This window comes from Duganella sp. CY15W (genome assembly GCF_009857555.1).
GTDB classification, from domain to species: domain Bacteria; phylum Pseudomonadota; class Gammaproteobacteria; order Burkholderiales; family Burkholderiaceae_D; genus Rugamonas; species Rugamonas sacchari.
Genome location: NZ_WWCQ01000008.1, coordinates 144,485 through 163,289 on the forward strand (window position 1 = coordinate 144,485; position 18,805 = coordinate 163,289).

The 18,805-nt window shown below is 59.1% G+C and carries 7 protein-coding genes; all 7 read right to left on the minus strand.

Annotation, left to right across the window (positions count from 1 at the left end; genetic code table 11):
* Positions 1 to 76 precede the first annotated feature (76 nt).
* Positions 77 to 466, minus strand: a complete 390-nt coding sequence (locus tag GTP58_RS28820; RefSeq protein ID WP_161080391.1) for an RcnB family protein — start codon at positions 464 to 466, stop codon at positions 77 to 79.
* Between the two features lie 79 nt (positions 467 to 545).
* Positions 546 to 1,622 (minus strand): DUF4272 domain-containing protein, encoded by a 1,077-nt coding sequence (locus tag GTP58_RS28825; RefSeq protein WP_161080392.1) that lies wholly within the window; start codon positions 1,620 to 1,622, stop codon positions 546 to 548.
* A gap of 12 nt (positions 1,623 to 1,634) precedes the next feature.
* Complete coding sequence (locus GTP58_RS28830; protein WP_161080393.1) at positions 1,635 to 2,474, minus strand: aldo/keto reductase; 840 nt, start codon at positions 2,472 to 2,474, stop codon at positions 1,635 to 1,637.
* Between the two features lie 102 nt (positions 2,475 to 2,576).
* On the minus strand, positions 2,577 to 2,900 hold the full coding sequence (locus tag GTP58_RS28835) for a hypothetical protein (protein WP_161080394.1): 324 nt from the start codon (positions 2,898 to 2,900) through the stop codon (positions 2,577 to 2,579).
* Between the two features lie 56 nt (positions 2,901 to 2,956).
* A complete protein-coding gene (locus GTP58_RS28840; protein ID WP_161080395.1) occupies positions 2,957 to 3,256 on the minus strand; it encodes a hypothetical protein in 300 nt (99 codons plus the stop codon).
* 141 nt (positions 3,257 to 3,397) lie between these two features.
* Positions 3,398 to 4,153: a hypothetical protein gene (locus tag GTP58_RS28845; protein ID WP_161080396.1), complete on the minus strand. Its 756-nt coding sequence runs from the start codon at positions 4,151 to 4,153 to the stop codon at positions 3,398 to 3,400.
* On the minus strand, positions 4,153 to 18,789 hold the full coding sequence (locus GTP58_RS28850; RefSeq protein WP_161080397.1) for a hemagglutinin repeat-containing protein: 14,637 nt from the start codon (positions 18,787 to 18,789) through the stop codon (positions 4,153 to 4,155). Before GTP58_RS28850 ends, GTP58_RS28845 begins: the two co-directional genes overlap by 1 nt.
* Between the last annotated feature and the right edge of the window lie 16 nt (positions 18,790 to 18,805).

An 18,805-nucleotide genomic window follows, 5' to 3' on the forward strand; every position in this document is an offset into this window, starting at 1 on the left:
GCAAGCCAGTTAGCCGACGTCTACCCACGGCCCTGCCGTCGGGCAATCCGACGGCAGGTTGTGAGAAAATATTCGCTCAATTATTGAGCAGGAGTCCGGCGATAATGCCGGTGGTGATCGCAACCAGTACGTAGTCACTGCCGGTTTGCACCCAGTGATAGCCGCGCGGCGGCGCGCTCAGATGGTGGGAGCGCCAGTTATCGACCACATACTGGCGGCTGCGCCATTCAGGTGGCAGGCGGCCGCCTTTGCGCAGGTCGTGACGCGGACCAGCACCGCGGTCGCGGTCATTGCGGTCGTCGTGATGATAGTCCTGACGGTCGTTACGGCGTTCGTCGTAGCGGCTGAAGTCCGGGCCACCGCGACGGTCACCGCGGTCACGGTCATGGCGATCCTGCGCCGAAGCTGCGCCGCTCACGCCGATCAGTACCGCCAGTGCAGCGGCAACAATGCGATTGCTATTCATATCAAGCTCCTTATGTGTGCTTCGATAGAATCAGCATAGTGCTGCGAACGGTGGTGCACCGTTCGCCAGCCAACATTACTCAGGTTGGCGTATCGACATCATCCCACTCACGGTCTTCAAAGCGCACCAGCCAGTTCAGGGCGTGGTGACGCTCTTGCAGCACGCTGTCATTAAGCCCTGCCGGTACCGGCGTTTTCTTCAGGATGGCCTGGCGGCTGGCCCAGTGCAAACGATAGTGCAGATCCAGCGCATCCAGAATCTCTGGCGCCGGACGCGCGACCGGCTGCTTGCGCAGGCCCTCTGTACCACGGTCGATCACGGTGCTGGAGATCGCCGAGACATCGCAGATCGCGTCCGCAAACGGCAATGCGTCCTGCAAACCGAGCGCCCATTGCAGCACAAGGATGGCTTCATAGCGCCACAGGAATTGCGTCACTTCCTGCTGGCCCGGTGCATCCTTGGCGAGGAAATCACGTTCAGCATCGGTCAGGCCGGCGAAAGCTGGCGGGAAGCGCTCCTGCAACGCAGCGACCGGGATCGGTGTCTCACCCGTCAGCGATTCAGCACGGATGGCGACCACAAACAGCGCCAGCATACGGCGCAGCACATCTTCCGGCGCGCGCAGGCGCAGTTCCGGCTCGGACACCAGTGGCGGCAAATCGGCCGGTACATCGATCTTGCGGGCAGCCAGCTGCTCGCCGGTGCGCGCCTTGCGCTGCCAGGCTTGCGGCGGATACGGCACCATGGCTTTCGGGTCGCCATCATCGCTCGATGCCGGCAACAGCGTACGACCCTGCGGATCGCAGACACGGCCATCCTCCATAAAGACGATGGCATTGGCCGCCTCCGCCCAGGCATGGAACGCCGCCTGCTGCTCCGGTGCGAATGACAGGCTGACGTGATGCTGCACGCGCTGCAGATGGCGGATAACGTGGTAGCGCGTGCGCGACATCTTGCCCTGTCCTGCATCGGCCAGATGATGCATCAAGCCATTCAGATGCGGCGCCAGCTCCTTGTCCGCCAGACTGCGGCGGCCATTCAGCACATGCAGGAAGTCCGGCTTGGGCACATCGGCTACGGTGCAAAAGGCGTTGGTCTGAATATGGTTGCTGGTGTCTTGCGGCTTGGCGAACAGCTGTTTAAGTCGATTTAGCATAACAATAATTTTCTAGCGCATGTCCAGCGCGCGGCGACGGCGCGGCGGTGGAAAAGCGCGGTTCAGCGCGGCCAGATCATCGTCGGACAGCAGGAGATCGGCCGCAGCGCGGTTGGCGCGCAAGTGTACAGGATCGACGGCCTTGGGGATAGCAATGACGCCATCCTGATGCAGCACCCAGGCCAGCGCAACCTGCGCAGGCGTGACGCCACGCGCCTCGGCCACCGCGCGCAGGCCCGGATTTTCCAGCAGCGCGGCCTGTTCACGGCCTGAGCTCTCCAGCGGAGAGTACGCCATCAGCGGCATGCCCTGCTGGCGGCACCACGGCAGCAAATCGAACTCGATACCGCGCTTCACCAGGTTATAGAGGACCTGATTGGTGGCCGGGGCGCCGTAGGTCATCGACTCCTCCATGTTCTCCAGGTCGAAGTTACTGACGCCATAGGCCTTGATCTTGCCGGCTTTCTTCAGCGTCTCGAAGGCATCGAAGGTCTGGGCCAGCGGATGGTGTCCTTGCCAGTGCAGCAGGTACAGATCGATGCAGTCGATCTTCAGGCGGCGCAGACTGCGTTCACAAGCGGCCTGCGCGCCTTCAAAGCTGGCGTTGTGGGGATAGACTTTGCTGACAACGAAGGCCTCATCGCGGCGGCCGGCGATGGCTTCGCCCACCACCTCTTCTGCGCCACCTTCGCCATACATCTCGGCGGTATCGATCAGCGTCATGCCCAGATCAAGGCCAAGCTGCAAAGCGCGCACCTCGTCCTTCCGCTGTGACGCCTTTTCGCCCATATTCCATGTGCCCTGCCCTAGCACAGGAACCTGCCGCCCCGAGGGGAAACTAGCCATCCGCATATCTCATCTCCTGAAAAAATGAATAGCATTGCTCAATCAGTGTTCATGGCATGTGGCCAAGGAATATCAAATTCTTTAATCAGAACTTCAAATTACGATTCATCAATTACTTAAATCATCGCCGCATGCTGAAAGAGGCTGTCTTCTATTTTTTTCAGCACATATCCCTACCCATCCATCAACCATTTTGAACCCTTTTTTAAACATACACTGTTGAGCTTTTGCTTTTTCCTCCAATGAAGCATCGACACCCGAAAATCCATTCAAATTTGGATAACCACAGCTGAACAAATCCCTCTTTATTCCGTCTTCTCCAACACCATTTTTTTCCCACATCTTAAATGCTGGCGGACCTGGTTGAAAAGGCTTACCAATGCAACCAGCAATGACAATAAAGAAAACAGCACCAAGAATATTTTTTGACAATTAATTAACCCCATGACACTTTTTGAGTTGTTTAAGCTAATTTTCTATTTTTAATATTACTTTTCATGGCATGCAGCCAAAGCCTCACGTCTGCCTTTTGAAGCGCATGTACCGAGTGATCCGTCGCGATGAAAAAATCCGCTCTTAAACATGCACTCTTCAGCAGAGGTTCGCTCTTCAAAGGAGGCATCAACTCCTGAAAACCCTCCGACATTAGGATATCCACAAAATAACATTGCGGACTTCACCTCATCTTCTGAAGTATTATTTTTCTGCCATATCATAAATTCAGCGGGGGTGGGTTGAAAGGGTTTATGGGCGCACCCACTTATTTCCATTATTGCAAAGATCAGCATAAAACAAAAACATTTCATATTGTGAATGTTCTTTCTTTAAAAGGCAGGAAGTCGCCGCTGGCCTTGCTGCTACTCATGCTAAGGCTGGCGCTGCTGCCCATTTCATAACAGAATGGCGGGACGCAGGCACTGAGGCCAATATTACTGGACTAAAATCGGCTCTCTCCTTATGGAAAAAAGATTTTCTGGGAATAATTTTTTTAACTCAAGTCTTCGCTTTGAAAAATATTCAAAATTATTTTTGATATCTGAAATATTTTTTGTCACCAATACCAAATATCCAGAACCTATTTTTTCAATATGGTAGCCGTGTTTTTTTATTCTTTCACAATCCACAATATTTAAAAATTCACTTCCGTAAAACATTGCCCAAGCAATGTCTTGCAATTCTGGATTTAATGCCGACTTAAACGATCCACGCAAAAAAGCGTCTCGTTCATGTTTTTCAGAAATCTCTATTGGGGTAAAGAGATGCAACATTGCTACCTGAGGTGATAATATTTCACACCATTTTTTAAACAAATTAAAAAAATCAATCTTTTCACAAAAATCAGAATTAAAATCAAAGGAAGCTGGAATTATTTGATTGTGAATATTTTTTTGAATATGAGTGATATAGCCTTTATATTTTAGCTTATTTTTTCTACACCAACTAAAGTCCTGATGTACAACGAAGGACTTGCTATCGACGGAAATAGTAGCCGGCACCGCCCACAATGCCTCGATTGATTGAATATCTTCAATTTTTTCAAAACCACTTCGTTCTGATCCACTGGACACAAAAGCAGGCTTCAGAATTTCTTCGCCAGACGTCAAAGAATGTACTATTTTTTCACCGATATCCCAAGAGGTCGTGTCAATTTTAGTTCGAAAAGAAATTTGTATATAGTTTTTCATTATTTTACGAATTTAGTTATATCGCGAGTTGCCGGATTGTACACATATACAGCCCCGCCAGTTTTTTCTATTTCATTTATAAGGGGTCGAGATATACTTTGCGTTCGGGGGCTAACAATAAGATTATATTGATCACCTCTAGCTAGAGCTACCTGTATTTGTGCTTGCAATTGAGTGCTCTTGTATAGATCAATAGAATTTTTTGCTTCGATCATCCCGCCAACATTTTTTCCCCATAAATCAGGAATAGTTGTTACCTTTTGCCCATTTGGTAACGTCACCGTCACAGGGGTTGTATTTTTTTCACCACCAACAAAATCAAAATATTCAACGAGGCTTTTTTCAAATTCAACGCCATTTTTATGGTTAATAACAATTTGAGGCGTGGACGATCCGGTATTGCCAGCTCCATTTACGTTACTGCCAGAACTGGAATTATCTGTAGCTTCATCCTTACCTCGCCCATTTTCATTTCCTGAGAAAATCGCATTGCCAGGTAGGTATCCCGGCACTCCAGGAGTGACGATACCAGGTGCTACCGTACAACCAAAATTGGGTAAGCAGGTAACTACAGGCAGGGTAACCATCGCACCGCTACCACCTAATGTAGGCCCTCCTGGACCGCCGAAGTCGCTTGGTAAATCTTGCGGCGTCAATGGAACTTTAGACGGCCCATTTTTTAGTATTTGATAACCAAGATTCACCACGTCCGTAGCAGCGTTAGCTATCTTTCCACCAACCCAATTGGCAGCCGGAGTGGCCGCATCAATCCCCTTGTCAAGCAGAGTGTACTTAAAGCCACTCATCATAGTTAAGAGATTCTGTTCAATGATGTAATTTTCACCACGCTTTTGCTGAGCAAGTAGCGCTAGTTTTGCGGGGTCACTATCCGACAATCCCGCCGCACATAATACCAATGCGCAAGCTGCATCAGCCAGCTTACGTTTTTCCTCATCAGTTTTACCTTCTTGTAGCGCTCTGAGATTTGCCAGTTCATTACGATGTAACTGCCGGTTATTGGTGTCCGTTCCAATAGCGGCAGCACCTCCTGACGTTCCTCCCGCAGCGGCACCGATTCCAAGAGCGGTAGTTTCTGCAACGCCTTGTGAGATTGCTTTCGCCAACTCAGGATCCACACCTTGAGCGATCAGCGCATTAGTAGCGTTTTTTTGCAGATTATCAAGAATAGTCGCAGACTGCGCCACAACACCGGCACCCGCCGCGCCCCCTAATCCTCCACTCAATGCACCGCTCACGGTATGAAGCGCAACGCGATAAATTCCGCCTTCGTCCCACTTCTTGGCTTCTTCCTCGCTACCATTGGCCTCACGAATAGCAGCTGCTTGTTTGCTCGCATATTGCGCTATCGCCTTCGGGGCCTGTTTGCTGAATTCCTGCGTGATCGCTATTTGGGCATCTACGTCTTTCTGCAATTGCTGCGCATTCCAGTTTTTAATAAGCGCCCCAGCATCAGCGGTCTCAGTCTTAACGTCACGGCTGAGCCCTGCTAAAGCTGCATCTGCATTTTTCCCAGTTGCCAGCTGTCTGGACACATCTGTGACAACCACTAGTCCTTCGCTAATTCCACTTGCAGTAGTGCTACTCTGGTTGCCACTTGCAGCCCCTAAACCGACGCTCGCTCCTGGTTTACTGGCAGCCGTCGCCGTTTCCCACTGCTTGTCCGACAACTCTTTTGGCTGAGTACTCTGGTCTCCCATCTTGCCGCTGACAGATGCTGACAACGAATAGCCACTGGCGTCGTATTGATCCTTGTTCTGTAGATCACTTGCAGTCAGACTGCCGGTCATTAACAAATTGCTTTTTTGATCTACGGCGACCTGACTACTACTAATAAGCCCAGCTTTAAGATCGGTATTACCAGCAACGCGGATATCAAAGCCACCGTCACCAGCTTTAATGCCGCTTTGCTCTACTACCGACAGGAAGTCGCCATTGACCTTCGACTTGCCGACGCTGATACCTACCGTGCTTGAACCGTAGCAGAATGGTGGTATGCACAGACTGGCGTTGAAGCCAGAGCTGCTTTGTTTGCTGTCGAATTTGCTGCTGTCTTGCAAACTTTCGATATTCAAGTTGCCGCCGATGACGGCAAGCACACTCTCGGCAGAGATCACCCCGCCTTTCAGCGTCGTATTGCCGCCGCTATCCACCTTGACATTGCCACCGGCATTAACATGTGTATTGGTATAGCCGATGTCGTCACCATCGGCATTGCCGCGCGCTTTGCTTGCCGCAAGGTCGATAGTGAAGCCATTAGACGTCCCGCCAATGCCAAAACCGATACCAATGCTGGTGCCGCTTGAGCTATTGGTGCTGTGCTGACTGGCGGTATTTTGCGCAGCCAGCAGGCTTACGTCGTTATCTGCCTCCAGCGCAACGTTGCCACCGGCTGATATATTGCTGCCAATCGCGGTAAGGTTACTATCCTTGCCTGCACCAGTCGCAGCGATGGTGACATTTCCACCTGCGGACACAGTAGAACCAACGGCGCTCTGGCTTGTCGTTACGACATTGCTCTCGCTCTTCGAATTGCCAAGGCTGATGCTGACCTGCAGACCCGCATTCATCACTGCATTGATCGACTTCGGTGCGTCGTACAAGGTGCCTGCTGCATTAAGTGCAGCCAATGCCTGCATCCGACTGTCACTGGTTTTGCTGGCCGCTTTGGCCATATTGCCCAAGCTCTGCATGGCTCCAACCACCGGTGCTGTAATTGTGCCGCCTATCGCAGTCTTATTAAAGGACGAGTGATCTGTTCCGTTGGTAACGTTCATGCCGCTGTTGATCAGCACGTCTTTAGCGCTGATGGAAATATTCCCATCCGGTGCTTTAAGCTCACTCGAGGTCTGGGTGTACTGCTCCCCTGCCTTCAACGTAACGTTGCCGCCCAAGCTGGCGATCTGGCTACCTACCTGGGTCACGCTGTCCTGCGTACCGTCATTGGTGGTCTTCATGGTACCGATCGCTACCTGGAAGCCGGAACCAATCGAGCCGGATTTCTTGTAGCTGCTCGACGACTCACCCGCAAAACTGTTTTCGGCGCTGACGATGCTCAGGTCATGCGCGGCGTCGATGCTGATATCCTTATCCGCCACCACGGTGCTGCCCTTCACGACGGTGTCGCGGCCGCTCGTGGTCACGACGCTGCCGCCGCTCAGCACGCTGCCGATCTGCGTGACCGTGTCGCCGTTGTTGGCGTTGGTGCTCTGGGTCTTGCTATAGCCTATGCCCTGTTTGAAGTCGAGCGAGAAGCCGCTCTTCTTGTGTTCTTCGCTATGCTGTTCCGTGTTGGACTGCTCGGCGCTGGAGATCAGCAGGTCGCGGCCCGCATCCAGTTTTAACAGCTTGTCTGCGCTGAGCTGGCTGCCAGCGACGATAATGTCATTGCCGGATTTGACCGACACCGCGTCGCCGCTCACGCTGCTGCTGACAACTGCGCTGGTGTCGCTGTAGTCGGCACGGGTATCGCTGCTCTTCTTGAAGGTGCTGCTCGATTCACGGTGCGACGCTGTGTCGGACAAGTGGGTTTCCTGCACTTGCGTGATGCTGACATCGCCCTTGGCACCAAGCTCCACCGATGCGCCGCCTGCCAGCTTGCTGCCGGCAATCGCCAGGTTGCCCGCACCGGCGATGCCTGCGCCGACTTTCAGGTCGCCACCTGCAGACACTACGGCGCCCACCACCGTCTGGTTCTCATGGACCTGCTTGTCGTAGGTTTTGCTGCCCGGGTCGTTCTGCTGCGAGGTCTTGACTTCATTGACTACTGCCGCGATCGAGATGTCGCGGCCAGCCGCCAGCGTCCCGGCGCCGCCAACCGACACCTGGATTCCGCTCAGCTTCAGGTCCTGCGTCGCGCCGAGGTGCAGGTCGCCGCTGGTACTGATCTGGCCAACCTTATAGCTGGTGCTGCTGTCCTTCTCCGTATAGCCGGACACTTGCGAGGCATAGGTGCTGCCGGTCTGCACCGCGTTGAAGCTGATGTCGCGGCCGGCGGTAAGGCTGGCGCTGCTTGCGGTGATGGTGCCGCCAGTATCGGTCAGGTCGCGTCCGGCGCTGATGCTCAGCGGGCCGCTGGCCGTGATGCTGGCCTGGTTGGACAGCGAGGTATAGCTGCCGCTGGTATTGACGCTGGCGTAGTCCTGCTTCACGCTCAGCGACTGGTTGATCACGGCGCCGCCAGCGCGCAGTGCCATCTCGCCACCCTTGATGGCGCCACCCTGGTTGACGATGTCCTGGCTGGCCACCAGCACGGTGCGGCCGCTGCCACCATCGATCAGGCCACCGCTGTTGACGATGCTGTCGCTGGTGTTGATCGACACGCCTGCGCCGGTCACCAGCGCACCGCTGGATTTGACGGCGTCATGGCCAGCGTGTGCCAGATACACTTTGGGCACCAGCACCTGCTCCACCGTGCCGTCCGGCAGGCTGACGGTTTGCGTTTCCATCCAGACGATGTCGCTGGTCAGGTGCGCGACCTGGTCGGCGGTCAGCGCGATGCCGGGGCGCAGGCTGTATTGTTCTGCGAAGCTGACGCCGCTGGTGAGCAGTGCCTTGTAGCGGCTGTCGTCGTTGAGGCCGTCTGACGGCGCGCGGCCGGTCAGTTCGATCAGCTGGTCGCGCACCATGCGCTGTTCATAGAAGCCGTCGCCCAGGCGTTTCTGGGTGGTGGCCGGGTCCATGTCCAGCGCTTTGAGCAGGTAGTCGCTGCTGACCCAGTTGCCGTGGTTGGCAAACTGCGGGCGCGTTTCAAACACATATTTGCTCTTGGCGTCCGGGTTGATGGTGGACAGGCCGTTCGGCGTGACGCGGGTGGCGTTGCCGCCGATTTGCGACGCGCCCTGTGCCTGGCTGGCGCCACTGGCGGTCGTGACGTCGCCCAGCGCGCCGCTCTGTACGCCACTGCCTTGGGCTGCGCCGTTGACGGTAGCGTAACTGCCTCGGCCGCTACCGCTGGTATCGCCGGCCTTGCGGGCATCGTTGACCAGGCCGCTGCCGCTGGTGTCCAAGCTGCCTTGCGCATGGTTGCTCGTGCCGGTGCCGCTAGCGGCCATGGCTTGCGCGGCCTGGTTGAGTACGCCACTGAGGCCTGCGCTGCCGTTGACGGTAGCGTTGTTGCCATTGCCGCTGCTGCTGGCTGCGCCAGCACCACTGGCGTTGTTGCCGATGCCGCTGCCATACACGTGGCCGGCCGTGCTGCCACCGCTGGCGTTGCCGCCGTTGGCGTGGCTGGCGCCGCTCGCGATGTTATGCCCCGTGGCCACGACGTTGACGCTGTCGCGGATATTGCCGGCCACACCGGCGTTGACATCGACATTGCTAAAGCTGCGGCCGCTGATAGACACCCCTTTGCCGCCAGCGATGGTGCCGGCGGCGGTGCCGATCATTTCCGTGATGGTGGGCATGGTGTAGGCGGTGTCCGTGCCTTCATCCGTTTTCCAGGTGCCGTCAAAGGTATGGGTGCGGTACAGGCTGGCGCCTTGGTTGCTGATCGCAGCGCTGCCGCCTATGCTCAGGTTGCCGGTGGCCATGATGTCGCCATACTGATTGAGCAGCGTCTGGCCCACCGTTACGCTCATATTGCCGCCGGCTAGAATCTGGGCCTTCGCGCCAGAGCCTGGGGCGATCTGGTCCTCGACCGCCGTATGGTGGGCTTCGCGCGAGATTTCCAGCTTGCCTTCCTGCGGCGCCAGCGCACGCACGGTGTCACGAATGATGATGGTATTCGGATCGGTGTAGCCCGGCTGGGTAATAAAGCGCACGCAGTCGCCGGCGCAGCTGCCATACTGGTTCGAGAACGTTGGTGCGGCGCCTTCCCAGTGCGTGATGCGGCCGGTATCGTAATACGCATTGTCAGCGGGACCGCCCTGGTCGGGGTTGGCCATGCCGGTGTTGCTGTACAGGTAGTACAGCACGCGCGTGCCATCGCTGGTGCTGATGCGTGAGCGCTGGCCATACGAGCTGTAGGAACTACTCTCGGCGGCAAAGAAGGCCGAGTCGTTAGCGTGCGTGCGGATCAAGGCGCGGCCGTAGGTATTGCCATCCGGCGCCACAAAGTAGCCGTTTTCCAGTATGTCGGCGGGGCTGACGAAATACACTTCGTGCGGGCGGTAGTTGGACGAATTGGTATCGTAGTTATTGGGATTGCGGCCATGCTTGGACCAGCTTGGCAATGCCATGTGCTGGGTCTCATTCACCGTCTCGACTTTCACCAGCGATACGTTTTCACGGATGTTGTTCAGGGTGGTGGCGTTCAGGCCCAGGTCGCCAGCGGCTTCGATGGTGGACGAGATGTTGTTGACCACGCCCGTAACGCCACCGTCCGCTGCCGAGATCGCGACCGAACCAGCGCTGTAGAGCGTCGCGCCACCGGTGTTGTTGAACGTGCCCGCCACGCCCAGTGCAAGCGCGTTGGTCGCCCCCAGCAAGGTGCTGGCGCCAGTGTTGTTAAGGTTCTGCGCCACCAGTTTCAGATCGCCGCCAACCATGGCGTTGCTGTTGTCAACGGTGCCGCCAGCACTGATGTCCAGCTTGCCTTGGCCGTTGATCTGGCCTGCGTTGCTCAGGTTGCCTGCCGCGGTCACTGCCACGCCCTGTCCCTGTATCACTGCGCCTGCATTGTTGATGACGTTGTTGCCGCTCAGGCTCAGATTGCGTACCGCTTCGAAAGTGGCATTATTGGTGATGTTGCCCGTCACCGTCAGGCTGAGGTCGCGGTTGGCGCTGAACTGCTGGGTGCCGGCATTTTGCGTGTAGTCGCCGTCCATGGTCAGCGACAGGTCGCGGCCACCTTGCAGCTGGCCACTGCCTTGCATGACGTGGGTCACCACGGTCAGGTCGCGGCCGGTCGCAATGTGACCGGCATTGTTGCTCAGGTCCTGGGTGTTCAGGTTAAGGTCGCCCTCGGTGCCGGCGGCAGTGCCCATCTGGCCGCCGTTGTTATTGACGGTTTTGGCGCTGATGGTAGCATTGCCGGCGGCCACCATGGCACCGCTGTTGCTCAGCACGGCGCCGGTCTGGTTAAACGTCAGCGTGCCGCCGCTGTTGATCTTGCCCTGGTTGTCCAGTTGCTGCGTCACCTGCAAGTCCATATTCTTGCCGGACGCGATATTGCCGTTGGCGCCGCTTTGCAAGGTGGTGGACTTGACAAGCAGATTGCCGTTGCCAGCAATCACGCCGTTATTGCTGATCGCGCCCTGGCTGGTTACGTTCAGGTCGCCGCTGCCGATGTTGGCGATGCGGCCGGTACCGTTGTCGATGGACAGTGCCGCCAGCGTCAGCCTGGCTGCTGCGCCGGCTGCCTCGATGGCACCGGCATCATTGCTGAGCGCACCCGTGGTTTTCAGCTGCAAGTCGCCCACCGACTGGATCGTGCCCTGTTTGTTGTTGAGTGCGCCTGCGATGGTCAGCGTGCCTTTGCCATCGGCCAGGATCTGGCCTTTCGCGTTGCTCAGGCTGTTCGTAGTCAGCGTCAGGTCGGCAGCGCTGCTGTTGGCGGTGGCGATCTGGCCGTTGTCGTTGACCACTGTTTTGGCGACCAGAGTAGCCGCACCACCGGCAACCATCTTGCCGTCGTTGACCAGACTTGCTGCCGCCTGGTTGAAGTTCAGTTTGCCGGTGCTGGTGATGCCGGCGTGGTTGCTCAACTGGCCCGTGACGGCGAGTTCCAGGTCGCCTCCTGCGCCGATGGCGCCGCCCGTGTTGTTGGTCAGCGTCTGCGCTTGCAGTTCCACGCGGCCATTACCCGCCAGCGTGCCGCTGTTGATGATGCTGCTGTCGGCGTGGACGATGGTATCGCCGCTGCCGACGTTGACGACGCGGCCGGATGTGCTGTCCAGCGAGGTGGCATGGAGGTCCAGCGTGCTGGTCGTGCCGCCCGCTTCGATGGCGCCGCCAGTATTGTTCAGTGCGCCATCGGCATGCACTTTCATGTCCTGGCCCGCTTGCAGTGTGCCGTTGCTGTTGTCCATGGCCGCGCTGCTGGTCAGGCTGGCGTCGCCACTGGCCAGGATCTTGCCGCCGTGGTTGCTGATACTGTCGCTGTCGACCGTGATGCTGGCGCCCGAGCCGCCAGCAGTGGCGATCTGGCCGCCGTCATTGCTGAAGCTGGCCGAACGGAATACGGCGGTGCTGCCGGAAATCATCTGCCCACTATTGCTGAAGCTGGCGGCCTGCTGGGTAAAGTTGAGCGTGCCGGTGCTGCTGATGGTGCCCGCATTTTGCATCTGCTGGGTGACGCCCAGCTCGAGGTTGCCGCCCGAGGCCAGCGTGCCACCGGCCTTGTTCTGCGCGCTCAGTGCAGCAATGAACAGGTCGCCATTGCCGGCGACCGTGCCACTGCTGACCAGGCTGGTCTGGCTGGTGATGCGGGTGTCGCCGCTGCCGACGTTGACGATGCGCCCGCTGGTGCTGTCGATGGCGCCAGCCTGGATCGTCATACTGCTGCCGCCCGAGGCGGTCTCGATGATGCCGCCAATATTTGCGAGCGCACCGCCTGCGTTCAACTGCATGTTGCTGATGGCTTGCAGCGTCCCCTGGCCGTTGTCGAGCGCGCCCGCAACCGTGATGCCGGCACTGCCATTGGCCAGTATGCGGCCGCTGCGATTGCTCATGCTGGTGCTGTCGATAACGATGTCGGCATTGGAGCCGCTGAGCGTGGCGATCTGGCCGCCATCGTTACTCAGGCTGCCCGCATGGATGGTGACCTGGCCTGCCGAGGTCATGGTGCCGTTGTTGCTCACTTGTGCGGTGGTTTGCAGGAAGTCCAGCGTGCCGCCGCTGTTGATGGCGGCATGGTTTTCCAGGCGTTGGCTCAGCGACAGCGTCATCTGCCCGGCCGATTGAATCAGGCCGCCAGCATTGTTCTGCACCGATTGCGCATCCAGCGACAGCGTGCCGTTGCCTGCAATGGTGCCGCTGCTGGTCACACTGCCTTGCGCGGTGATGCTGGTCGCTGCCGTGCCGACGTTGACGATGCGGCCATTGCCATTGTCTATGCTGCCCGCTTGCAGCTGCAAGCCGCTGGTAGTGGAAATGGCTTCGATCACGCCCGCACTATTGCTCAGCAGTCCGCCGGCGTGGAGCTGCAGGTCGTGGCTGGTCTGGACCACGCCGCGTGCATTGTCGAGCGCGCCGCTGACCTGCAAGGTAGCGTCGCCACTGGCCTGCACACTGCCGCCATGGTTGCTCATGCTGTCGCTGCTAATGGCGATGGCCGAGCCGGAACCCGGCAAGGTGGCGATGACGCCGCCATCGTTATTCAGGCTGCCAGCGAGGACCGTCGCCAGGCCTGCCGACACCAGCTTGCCGCTGTTGTTGACGGCAGCCGTCGCTTGCGTAAACGTCAGCGTGCCCGCGCTATTGATGGCGCCAGCATTGTCCACCTGCGTGCTGACGCCCAGCGTCATGGCCTGGCCGGAGGTGATATTGCCCGCTGCGAGGTTGCGCAACGACGCAGCGCTCACATCCAGCGTGCCGTTGCCCGCAATAACGCCGCTGTTGATCACGGCACCTTGCGCACTGACGGTGGTCGCATTGCTGCCCACGTTGACAATGCGGCCAGTCGTGTTATCGATCGACCCGGCCTGCATGTGCAAGGTGCTGCCAGCATTGACCGCTTCAATCACGCCGCTGGTGTTGTTGACCGCGCTGCCCGCCGCAAAGGCGATATCCTTCTGGGCCTGGATGGCGCCGCCAGTATTGTCGGCAGCGACCGCCACGTTGATCTGCACGCTGCGGTCGGCCAGGATGGCGCCGCCACGGTTGCTCAGGTTCTGGCTGTTGAGTGTGATATCACTGCCGCTACCCTTGACGGTAGCCATCTGGCCGGCGTTGTTGTCGAACAGGCCCGCCGCCAGCGTGGCGCGGCCGCCGGAAATGATGCTGCCGCTGTTGTGCACTGCAATGGTGGTCTGCGTGAAGTCCAGCGTGCCAATGCTGCTGATCGCGCCCTGGTTGCTAAGCTCGTCGCTAACGCCCAGCGCCAGGCTGCTGCCGGAGGACAATGTAGCAGCTGCGGTGTTGCGCAAGGTTTGTGCTGTCACATCCAGCTTGCCGTTAGCGGCCAGCAGACCGCCGTTCAGCAGCACGCCATTTGCGCCAACGTGGGCATCGCCGGTGCCGACGTTGACGATGCGGCCGCTGGTATTGTCAATTGAGCCGGCTTGCAGGCTGAACGTACTGTCAGCAGCGATTGCCTCGATCGCACCACTGTTGTTGTTCAGCGCGCCACCTGCCGTGATGGCCAGGTTGTGGCCGGCCTGGATCAGGCCCTGCGCGTTGTTGACGGCACCGGTCACGGCAAAGATGGCGTTGCGGTCGGACTGGATTACACCGGAGCGGTTGCTGAGGCTGTCGGCCTGAATGCCGATGTCGGCCTGCGACTGCTTGAGTGTGGCGATCTGGCCGCCATCGTTATTGAGCACTCCGGCAGCCAGCTGCATCTGGCTGCCGGAGACGATGTGCGCGGCATTGGTCAATGTGCCGGTCGCCAGCGCAGACTTCAGCGTGCCAGCACTGCTGATGGCGCCGTAGTTGCTGAGCACATCACGCACGCCCAGCGCCATATTGGCGCCGGACATGATGCTGCCGCTGATGGTGTTGTTGACGGTCAGCGCATTGATCGTGAGATTGCCATTGGCGCCGATGACATTGCTGTTCTGGATGTAGCTGGCAGCGCTGATGCTGGTGTCGCCCGTACCGGCGTTGACGATGCGGCCGGCCGTGTTATCGATGGCTCCCGCCTGTATCGCCATGCTGCTGGCACCGCCGCGCGCCTCAATCACGCCAGAATGGTTGTCCAGCAGGCCGCCCACGCTGATCTTGTGGTTGCCACGCGATTGCAGCGTGCCGTTGCTGTTGTCCAGCATACCCGCAGCGTAGACATCCACCGCGCCATCAGACAGGATGGTGCCGCGCTGGTTCTTTAAATCATAGGCTTGCATGGCCACACTTGCGCCAGAACCGGCAGTGGTGGCGATGTGGCCGTCATTATTGTCCAGCTGGCCGGCGCGCAGGTCGATGCCGGCCGCAGAGACGATGTCACCACGGTTGAAAAGTTGCTGCGTGGTTTGTACAGATGTCAGATGGCCGCCGCTCTGGAGCGCTCCCGCGTTCAGCAGCCAGACGCGGATGCCAAGGTCCAGGTTGGCGCCGGAGCTCACTTTGCCCGCAACGGTATTGGACAGCGTCTCGGCATTGACGATCAAGGCGCCGTTGGCAGCGATGACGCCGCTGTTGAGGATGCTGGTGTCCGCGATGACGCGCGTATCATCGTTGCCGACATTGGTGATGCGGCCAGCGCTATTGTCGATTGCCTGTGCCTGCACTCGCATGCTGCTGCCTGCGCCGGTGCTTTCCAACACGCCCGTGGTGTTGTCAAGCGCACCGCCAGCGACCAGTTCAAGATGCGCCTCGGAGCGGATCAAGCCGCCACGGTTGCTGGCCTGGCCAGCGATAGTCAGCGCTGCATCACCGCTGGCGATCATGTTGCCGGCGTCATTGTTGAGGCCATTCGCCACCAGATTGATGCTGGCGTCTGGCTTGGCAGTGGTGGCGATGGTACCGGCGTTGCGGACCTGGTCTGCCTGCACCTTCATGCTGCCCGCAGCGTAGAGCTTGCCGCTGTTGTTGACCTTGGCGGTGCCGGCATTGATTTGCAGCGCATCGCCGCTGCTGATGAGCGCGGTGTTGTCCAGCAATTGGCCCAGGGTCAGCGTCATCTGGCCGCCGCTGGCGACGGTGGCGGTGTTGCTGAGACTGCTCGTTTCGATGGTCAGCTTGCCGTTGCCGGCAATCGTACCTGCGTTGACGACGTCGATCATGGCCCGAATCGCCGTGTCGCCGAGGCCGGCATTGGTGAGATGGCCATCGCCGTTCTGCAGCGAGGCGGCGTTGACGGTCAGTTTGCTGCCGCTACCAGTCGTTTCGAGGTAGCCGGTACGGTTGAACAAGGTTTGTGCAACATTGATGGCGCCGTCCCGGCCTGCGTGGATCAGGCCGGTGCTATTGTCCAGGCTGCCCGCTTGTGCGCTGAGCTTGAGGTCGCGGTCGGCAATGATCTGGCCGCCGATGTTGCTGAGCTCTTGCGCGCCCAGTGCAACGTCGGTGCCGGTGCCGGCTGCAGTACCGATCTGGCCGCCGTTGTTGTTGGCGTGCAGGATATCGATGTTGATGCTGCCGCCGGAGGCGATCTGGCCAGCATTGGTGAGGCTAGCCTGGTTCTGGACGAAGTTCAGGCTGCCCGCGCTGCTGATCGCGCCCGCATTGTCGAGCTGGCGGTTGATGCCGAGTTCCAGCATGCCGCCCGTTTGCACCGTCGCACCGTTCTGGTTTTGCATGGTTTGCGCCTGGACGGTCAGCGCACCATTGGCGCCAATCACGCCGGTGTTCAGCAGGTTGCTTGCGCTGCGCACCGTGCTGGCGGCGCTGCCGGTACTGGCAATGCGGCCGCCGGTGTTGTCGATGTCGCCTGCGTAGACTTGCATGGCGCCATTGGTGGCGATGCTTTCCACGGTGCCGGATTGGTTGTCCAGTTTGCCCGTGGCGCTCAGGGTCAGGCTGTTGGCAGCCTGGATGTAGCCGCTGCGGTTGGTGACCGCGCCGACCGCGTTGATGGCGCTGCTGCCAGAGGAGACAATTTTACCGCTGTTGTTGGCGATGGTGCCGGTGGTCAGCTTCAGGCTTTGCCCCGCAGACAGGGTGCCGCTGGTGTTGTCGAAGGCCTGCGAGAGGCCGTCAAAGTTGCGGCCAATCAGAAGCTTGCCCGCGTTGTTGTCGAAGGCCTTGGCCTGCAGGGTGAAGTCTTGTAGCACGCTGATCTGGCCAGCGCGGTTGCTGAAGTCGCCGCCATCCACGGTGAGCGAGGACAGGTTGAGCTGGCCACCGGTGTTGTCCAATGCGTGGACATTCAGGCCGATGGCGCCGCCAGACATGATCTGGCCGGCGTCGTTATTGATGGTTTTAGCGAGGTGGAGGTGGCCATCAGCGATGACGACGGGCGAAACTGGGCCGCTGCCGCCTGAGCCTGCACTGGTGCCGCTGTCCGTGCCAGTGCCGTTGCCGGTACCGGCAGTGGTCCCACTGCCCGCGCCATTGCCGGACCCTGCGCTGCTGCCTGTGCCTGTGCCTGTGCCTGTGCCTGTGCCTGTGCCTGTGCCGGCCGTGCCGGAGCTGCTGTTGCCGCCACCGCCTGGGGCCGCCGGTGGCGCCCCGACCTGGCCGCCATTGGTGTTCACCAGCTTGTCCGCAGCGATATCCAGCAGCGCCGCGCCGCTCTGGACAATCTTGCCCGCCTGGTTGTTCACCGCGCCCACCGCGCTGTCGATCGACAGACTCTGCGCCTGCATCACGCCGCTGCGGTTATCAATATCGCCCTGCACTGCCACCACCGCACGGGCCGCACTGCTGATCAGTTTGCTGTTGCTGAGGCTGCTCGCAGCAAGATCCAGATTGCCCACCGCGTGCACCGTACCGCTATTGGCGAGGTCCGCGCCGCTTTGCACCGATACCGCCGCCTCGCCGTACACGCTGCCGCTATTGGCGACGCCGCCTTGCGCCTTGAGCATCATCGCCTTGGTGGCGGCAATGCTGCCGAGGTTTTCCAGCCGGCCCTCGGTCGTCACCACCAGCTCGCCCGCCGCCGCACCGATACTGCCGGCGTTGCGTACACCGACACCGGCCTCGGTACCAATCAACGTGATCTTGTTGGCATACATGCCGCCCAGTTGCGCCGCATCGATGCCGTAGCGCGGCGCTTCGCCGCTGCCTGCGGCTGGCGCCAGCGTTGCCTTCAATGCGCCCGTCTCGTCCGCAGCCAGCGTGACCTGGTTGGCACCGGTCACGACCTCCAGCTGTTGCGCCCACAGGCCCGCATTGAGCTGCACCGAACGCGCAATCAGCGTCGTGTAGTCGGTCTGGCGCGCATCCAGGCCCGCGCCGTCCAGGCTGATCACGCCGCGCTGGACCTGGTAGCCGACCAGCGTGCCGTCCGCATTCAGCACTGGCGCACCGATGGTCAGTGTTGCCCGGCTGACGTTGATAAAGCCGCTGCCATCGACCGAGATACCCGCCGCATTGGCAATCACCACCTCGGCCTTCTGGCCCGCCACTTCGATATAGCCGCGCAGCTGGCTTGGGCTGCTGGCGTTGACTTCGTTCAGGATCACTTTGGCGGTGCCTTGCGCCATCCACGGATTGGCATCCACCCAGCCGCCCAGCTGCGTCTGTACCGCAGTGCGCGAGTTGTTCAGAATGGCGCCGGTCTTGGGCACATCAAACCGGTTGTAGACGTTGCGTGATACGCCTGCCGCGCTGGGCGTCTGCACGTTGACCTGCAGCACGCCATTGGCGGCGTTCAGTACGGTGGCCTGCTGGCGGCCGGCCGCATTGGGATCGGCCACGATCTGGGCCGCAGCCAGGCCGGCGATCACAAACGTCGCGCCAAATGCGGAGGCCACGGTGAGTGCCATGCGCCGGATGCGGCTTCCCAGCCCGTCGGCATCCGGTGCAGTGGTCGAGGCCGGTCCGGCGCCACTGCCGTGGCTGCGGGCATGTTCCTGGACGACCATCAGCAGGCCACGGGATTTATTGAAGACGACGCGATAGCAAAGCTTGTTCATGCGGGATCCTTCTACC